Source organism: Synechococcus sp. R8-2 (genome assembly GCF_047461715.1).
Classification (GTDB): Bacteria; Cyanobacteriota; Cyanobacteriia; order Thermostichales; family Thermostichaceae; genus Thermostichus.
The window spans coordinates 1-6,501 of sequence record NZ_JANSHQ010000152.1 but is presented as its reverse complement, the minus strand read 5'-3'; the positions used below and the strand labels follow the sequence as shown (position 1 = coordinate 6,501).

Below are 6,501 nucleotides of genomic sequence, written 5' to 3'. Positions count from 1 at the left end.
TGGCGCGGGTGCTCAGTTGGCTGAAGCAAAACCATCCTGAACTCTATCCAGAGGCGGTGCAATTGGTGGACGCCACCCGCGAAGAGTTCGAGCGTCGCGTCCAAAATGGATAGACAAGCCATCTGCTGTGATCTGAAGCAGGGATCCGGCAGTTGGGTTGCGGTCGTTAGCAGAGGGTGATGTCCCCCCTATGGGACTGCAAGGGGTGATCTTGAGCTGGAGTGGGGTGGTGGCCGATGACGAGAACTTGCACCTGCAGGCCATCAACCAACTGCTGGTGGAAGAGAACCTGCGCCCCTGGAACCTGTGCTGGCCGAAGTCGGGATCCCCTGGGCAGCGGGAGCTTTACCGGCTGCAATACCTGGGCCGACCGGATCGAGAGCGCCTGCCGGCTCTGTGGGGGGATCAAGGGCGGGTGCTCAGCCCCAAACAACTGGAAGAGCTGCTGAAACGCAAGGCCCTATACTACCGACAGGCTTTGCAGGGGCAGAGGGAATTGCCTCTCATTCCCGGTTTGGCGGAAACTTTGGAGACGCTGGAGCGGCTGCAACTGAAGGTCGGCCTGCTGTGCGGCCAATCGGCAGCCGAGGTGGCCGCTTTTCTAGAGCGCTTCCAGCCATGCTGCCCGGCCCTGACGCGGTTGACCGATGGGGGATCCTACCGAGTGACGGGGGATGATGCAGGCCCAATGCTTTCCCCAGGACACTTGCACCGCCTGCTTTTGCAGCGGATGGAATTGCCTGCCCAGGCGTGTTTGAGCATTGAAGCCACCTACTCCGGCATTCAGGCAGCCCGTTCGGCAGGGATCCCGGTGCTGGCTCTGGCCACCTTCTTTCCTCTGCACATGCTGCAGCGGCGGGCCAATTGGGCGGTGGACGGCTACCATCAGGTGGAATGGGATCGCATCCAGAATTGGTTTGCCGGCGGCCAAGACCGTCCTTCGACCCCAGTTGAAGCAGAAGCGGAGGCCGGTTCCTTCAAGGGATCCCAGGGAGAGCAGCCCCAGCCCTAGGGCAAGATGAGCATGCCATCCCCAAAGGAATAGAAGCGATATCCCTGCTCGATGGCCTCTCGGTAGAGAGCCAGCAGCCTTTGCCGCCCGATCAGCGCAGCCACCAGCATCATCAGGCTGGAGCGGGGCAGGTGAAAATTGGTGACCAGTCCCTGAACCACCCGCCAGGAGTAGCCGGGGTAGATGAAGAGATCGCTTTTCCCCTGCCAAGGCTGCAAGGTGCCAGAGGCTGCCGCGGTTTCCAAAGAGCGCACCACGGTTGTTCCCACCGCGATCACCCGCCCCCCACGGGCTTGGGCTTTTTGGATGGCTGCTACCGTTGTTGCCGGCACCTTGAGCCACTCGCTGTGGAGACGATGCTCGGTTACCCGCTCCGCCTCCACCGGTCGGAAGGTACCCAGGCCGATGTTCAGGGTGATGTAGGCGGTTTGGATCCCTTTTTGGGCCAGCCGCTCCAGCAGCTCCTGGGTAAAATGCAGCCCTGCCGTGGGAGCAGCCACCGATCCGGGGTGTTTCGCCCAGAGGGTTTGGTAGTCTTGAGGGCGAACCTGTCCGGAAGCCTTGATGTAGGGAGGAAGCGGGATCCGGCCCACCTGTTCCAGGATTTCCTCAAAAGGCTGTGCCCCCTCCCACTCAAACTGCACCACTCGCCCGCCGGTTTCCGGGTCCAAAGCCAGAACAGTGGCCCTCAGCCCAGAGGGGGATCCCTGCTTGCTCCAAAAACCAATCCGATCCCCCACCTTCACCCGTTTGCCCGGCCTGACCAAAACCCGCCAGCTCCACGCCTGATCCGGCAGAGGTTGGGCGGCGGCAGGGATCCCTTCCAGGCAAGGCTCCAGCAGCAACACTTCGACCCGCGCCCCGGAGGGTTCCTTAGCCCCGAACAGGCGGGCCGGGATCACCTTGGTATCGTTGAGAACCAGCAGATCCCCTTCCTGCAGGTAGTCAGGCAGATGGCAGAAGCGGCGATGCTCGTGCCTATCCGGGTACACCACCAGCATCCGCGCCTGATCCCTGGGCTCCACCGGCGTTTGCGCAATCCGATCTGGAGGGAGGGTGTAGTCGTAGGAAGCTGTGAGCAGATCCGGATTGGGCTCCCTATCGCCCAAAGGCTCAGCCTCACCGGGGGGAGCGGCAGCAGGCGAAAAAGAGTCAGGCATGGAGATGAATCAAGATGGGGTTCTACGTGGATCCAGCATAGCCAACCGGATCCCGCCAACCCTCTCCCTTTTGAGGGAAGCAGCTAAACCTTGGCCACCACCACCTGCTGCGGCTGATCCTGATACTTGCCGGCGCGGTCGGCGTAGGTCACTTGGCAGGGATCCCCTTCCAGAAACAGAAGCTGGACCACCCCTTCGTTGGCGTACACACGGCAGTCGGCGCTGGAGGCGTTGGAAAACTCCAGGGTGAGATAACCCCGCCATCCCGCCTCAGCGGGCGTCAGGTTGGCAATCAGGCCCACCCTGGCATAGGAAGATTTGCCAATGCAGATCACGGTAATGTTATCCGGAACTTGCAGCCGCTCCAAAGACACCCCCAACCCATAGGAGTGGGCCGGGATGATAAAGTAATCCCCCATCTCGTCGTGGTGCAGCTCCACCGCTTCCAGATTCTTGGGGTTAAACCGCTTGGGATCCACCACCGTGCCGGGCACATGGCGAAAGATCTTGAACTCCACCGGCGACAGGCGGATGTCGTAGCCATAGGAGGACAGCCCGTAACTCAAAACAGGCCGAGACTCAACAGCGCGCACCAGCTCAGGGCAGAACGGCTCGATCATCCCTCGCCGCGCTTGCTCACAGATCCAGCGGTCGTTTTTCAACATGGCTACAGCCGGCTTCCTGGAGAGTGAGGGCACATCTGGTGGACAAGCTCCAGTCTTATTGGGACTCCGCCCCCCTGACGCGACCCGTGTTGCCTAGGTCTTTCGGAGCGGAAACTGTTTGCGCTAGCGGTGCGGAGCAACATGGGCTGCTGTAGGCATAGCACCTGTGCCGCTGACTTGAGGGGGATCCAGAGAACAGGCAACATTCCCATCGGCAGTGCGGAGCCCTGGGCCTGGGATGCCACGTAGGCGCAGCTGCGTGATCAAGTCCGCCCGCTCCAGAAACGAATCCGGCATCTCCGGCCCGGTGATCACCATGTCCATGGAGATGGGGCGCTGGTCGATTAAGCTCAGCACTTCAGCTTCTGAGATCAGGCCCAACTTCACAGCCAAGCTCAGCTCATCCAACACCACCAAGTCGTAGCGGCCACTCCTGACAGCCTCCTGGGTGAATTGCCACAGCTCATCCAACGCCACCCGCTCCTCAGGCTCTAGGTGAGGTGTATCGATGCACCGGTGCAGGCGACAGCGAACCCACTCTAAGGATCTGCCCAAGGAGAGACGATTTGCGGGCCCCTGGTTGATCCCACCCTTGAGAAATTGCACGATCAGCACCCGCGTTCCCTGGCCGGCCAAGCGCAGCGCCTGGGCCATGACAGGCGTAAACATGCCTCGGCTGGGGTGGGTGTAAAGCTGCAGGGATCCCTGGGGAACCAACTGGGCGGAGAGGGATCCATTCTGCTGAAGGAAAAGCTCGCCGGCAGCAGGGCTGGCTTGAGCCGCAGGCTGTTTGGCGCGGGCTACAGGAGCGGCATCCTTGGAGGAAGGCATAGGATTTGGAGAAGCAGTGCAAACCACGTTCTATCTCGCGAGCAGGCTAGAGAACACGGCCCTAGGTTATAGGGCCTACAAGTGGTGGAGAGCGTCGGCTATGGATTCCATGAAACACCACCTGTGCGTATCCGTCAATGAGTCGGTTCTGCTTCTAGCTGGCATACAAATCATCCCCAATAGAGTAATAGAAAATACAATCCTTGCCCATCCTAGCTTTTCGGCACGAGAGGCAATACCTGAAAAGAAAAGCTTTGACAGAGGATCTTAATAAAATTTCAGGCCCAGCACAAAAGCTTGTGTGCAGGGCTACCTTACTTGAGTATAGAGGTGCTCTATAAAAATTTGAGAAAAAGATCAATTTCTTCCAAATAAGATTAACTCTCACAAACAGGAATGCCAGTACCAGCAGCCCACCCACGAGAGAGGAGCAAGGGTCAACCTACCCCAAAAGCCTTGTCCACCAGGAGAGATAGTCATTTTTAAAATAACTATACATTTGGTCGGGAGCCGGGTAGGCCTACACATTAGCGAACATTCGTAGTAGAGAGAATTGTAACCAAAAGTCCAAGGAGTTAATTTCTAACCTCGAGAGTGAAGAAATATAAATTCGTCAATCATCTTCGTCAAAAAATGGATTATTGACAATACTTTTTTGAAAACCAGCATCTGATTTAGCAGAAGCGTAAAGAATTGCGTGCCTTTTATACTCTGAGGTCGTCTTCTTCAAGAGATCGCCTCTTTGATCATTTTTCTTACCGGTCTCAAGGCCGATGTTTTCTACTTAATTTAATCTCTATTTCTGTTATGAGAAATGAGCATTGGGCGTTCAGTTTGGATCCCACTTAAAATTGACCTGAAAAAGCTCTGGGGCTTTGGGTGCTGAGATTGCCGGGATCCCATTGCGCAATCAAAGCCGAGTCCTTCCTCTGGCGGGGGGAGAGATCTTTTTCTTGAGAAGGTAGATCCAATCCTGGAGAATACCTGATCCCTCATCCAAGCAGCCGGGAAGTCCGGGGATCCCACCCTCGATCCCTGGATCAAAGGGAAAAGACTCCATCCCGCCGGCACAAAAGTTTTCTGTCACCGACTTGGGCTTGGGAAAAACCCTAGGCCATTGTGAACTCGGGGTGTACGCCGCCGGGATGGACTGGGATCCGTCTCGCTGTTGAGTGGGCTGGCTTCTGGGTGTCGGTGTTCCCAATTGACGGCTTCTCCCCCCAGCACCAAGGTGGAAGCATTGCCCCCATCCAAGTTCAAGGCATGGCGACAGCCCAATTGCTGCATCAACTGCGCCATCTCCAGCAGGGTAAGCCCTTGGCTTTCCTGGGCATTGCCGGCGGTCACCAGCAGCAAATGTCCGCTGTCCAGTTGGCCGATGGCACTGCGGGCGGCTCGCTGCCTGCGAAAGAGGGGTTGAAATGCCTCCAATCGGGCATCCAAAACCACCTGCCCATCTAAGAGCAAGAGCGGCCCTGCGCCCAAGAGGTGAGGATAGGCTTCCAGCTCAGGCGGATCCAAGCGCAGATAAAAGCTGAGGCGATCCCCAGGAACCAGCTTGCGGGCTTCTAGGGCACCTTCTAGCCCCCGCCCTGCCAATACATACCCCTCACTGGGAATCTGTACCGTTAAACTGCCGGCCAGGCCAGCCATCAGAATCTCTTGCACCCGATCCTCCCGCACCATCACGAGCATTTCGTCGTCCGTTTGGGTGGTGTAGGTGGATCCCCAGTCGGGGGTGAACTGGGAGATGCCGGGCAGGATATAGCCTGTATTGATGCCCACCACTGGGATTTGATCCCCAATGGCATTGCGCAGCTCTGCTTGCATCCGCAAACGGGCAAAGCGCACGGATCCCCCTTCTTGCCCTGCCGTCCCATCCGACCAGGCGATGACCCCACGACCCAAAATGGGGCTGGAGATCCAACGGCCATCCCGACGAATTGCCCCCAGCGGCTGACGGGTGTTGCGGTTGAAAAACCCACCGTTAATGGCGGCTACTGCTCCCTGTTCGGGGCCAAAGGAAGACAGCTCCCCCAGACCCACCAGCCCCGCAGGTGCAGCCCAGATAGGCCGCAGTTGGCCCGCTGCGAGAGAAATGACCACGATAGAAACGGGGATCCGATTGTCTCCAACCCAAACCTCCTTCTGGTACAAAGGGATCCCTTGCACCACCCGCACCGGCTGCACACCGAGGGTCACCTGAGCTTGAGCAGCCACGCTGGGCAAAAAGAGAGCAGCAGTGCAGGCTAACCCCCAGCCCATGACCCAGGCGCTCAGCTTGGTTTTGGACATGTCTTCACGTCTTTAGGGCTTCACCATTGTCATTGGGAGATGATTATCCCCCTGCGGCAAAGGTTCCCATCACAATGAGCGACAACAGGATCCCTGGAAAGAGCAGCGTCACCAAGATCAGCAGTTCGGAAAGGGTCATCGGGGAATGCCACCTACTGGAGATTTAACCAACACAACAGCTCCGGCTTCCACCCTAGCGATCCCAGAAGGGTGCTCCAGGCTCCCTTTGGGATCCCTTAACACTCGATCACCGGTTTTTGCGGCTGCCCGTGCATGCCATCTCTCGCTCTGCCGACAGTATCCTGGCAAGGGGAAAGCCTCATCCAACGGTTCCTATGGGCATCCAAGGCAAACGCATTGCCGTCGAACCCGACAATCTTCGCCCCTGGCTCAAAGAGGCTGTTTTGGCGGGGGGCGGCGAAATTGTGCCCCTGGCAGAAGCAGAAGCCTTGGTCTGGGCCGATGCCTTTGATGTGCCTGGCCTGAAGCGTTGTCTGGCGGAAGGGAAAGGGATCCGCTGGGTGCAGCTGCCCTGGGC

General features: G+C 58.1%; 5 protein-coding genes and 1 pseudogene. 2 read left to right on the top strand and 4 right to left on the bottom strand.

What is annotated here, in order from left to right; all coding sequences use genetic code 11:
- Window positions 1-190 precede the first annotated feature (190 nt).
- The gene (locus NW819_RS04335; RefSeq protein ID WP_414412997.1) at window positions 191-1,012 is read left to right on the top strand and encodes an HAD family hydrolase; all 822 of its coding nucleotides are present in this window, start codon (window positions 191-193) and stop codon (window positions 1,010-1,012) included.
- On the opposite strand, the gene queA is transcribed toward NW819_RS04335, so the two are convergent.
- The 4 genes from queA to NW819_RS04315 all read right to left on the bottom strand — a co-directional run bounded on the left by queA (window position 1,009) and on the right by NW819_RS04315 (window position 5,963).
- On the bottom strand, window positions 1,009-2,172 hold the full coding sequence (gene queA, locus NW819_RS04330) for a tRNA preQ1(34) S-adenosylmethionine ribosyltransferase-isomerase QueA (protein WP_414412996.1): 1,164 nt from the start codon (window positions 2,170-2,172) through the stop codon (window positions 1,009-1,011). The two genes, NW819_RS04335 and queA, sit on opposite strands and share 4 nt — an antisense overlap.
- An 83-nt stretch (window positions 2,173-2,255) precedes the next feature.
- Window positions 2,256-2,837 carry a dCTP deaminase gene (gene dcd, locus NW819_RS04325; RefSeq protein ID WP_011433274.1) on the bottom strand — a complete coding sequence of 194 codons (582 nt, stop codon included), beginning with the start codon at window positions 2,835-2,837 and terminating at the stop codon, window positions 2,256-2,258.
- A gap of 123 nt (window positions 2,838-2,960) precedes the next feature.
- Window positions 2,961-3,668 carry a cob(I)yrinic acid a,c-diamide adenosyltransferase gene (locus tag NW819_RS04320; RefSeq protein WP_414350633.1) on the bottom strand — a complete coding sequence of 236 codons (708 nt, stop codon included), beginning with the start codon at window positions 3,666-3,668 and terminating at the stop codon, window positions 2,961-2,963.
- 1,083 nt (window positions 3,669-4,751) lie between these two features.
- Complete coding sequence (locus tag NW819_RS04315; RefSeq protein ID WP_414412995.1) at window positions 4,752-5,963, bottom strand: phosphodiester glycosidase family protein; 1,212 nt, start codon at window positions 5,961-5,963, stop codon at window positions 4,752-4,754.
- Window positions 5,964-6,298: 335 nt separating this feature from the next.
- Between NW819_RS04315 and NW819_RS04310 the strand changes: the two are divergent.
- Window positions 6,299-6,501 (top strand): annotated as a pseudogene (locus NW819_RS04310) (hydroxyacid dehydrogenase); the annotation flags it as partial.

Coding starts and splice junctions, on each gene's coding strand:
- NW819_RS04335 (WP_414412997.1), top strand. CDS start 191: ATGGGACTGCAAGGGGTGATCTTGAGCTGGAGTGGGGTGGTGGCCGAT.
- queA (WP_414412996.1), bottom strand. CDS start 2,172: ATGCCTGACTCTTTTTCGCCTGCTGCCGCTCCCCCCGGTGAGGCTGAG.
- dcd (WP_011433274.1), bottom strand. CDS start 2,837: ATGTTGAAAAACGACCGCTGGATCTGTGAGCAAGCGCGGCGAGGGATG.
- NW819_RS04320 (WP_414350633.1), bottom strand. CDS start 3,668: ATGCCTTCCTCCAAGGATGCCGCTCCTGTAGCCCGCGCCAAACAGCCT.
- NW819_RS04315 (WP_414412995.1), bottom strand. CDS start 5,963: ATGTCCAAAACCAAGCTGAGCGCCTGGGTCATGGGCTGGGGGTTAGCC.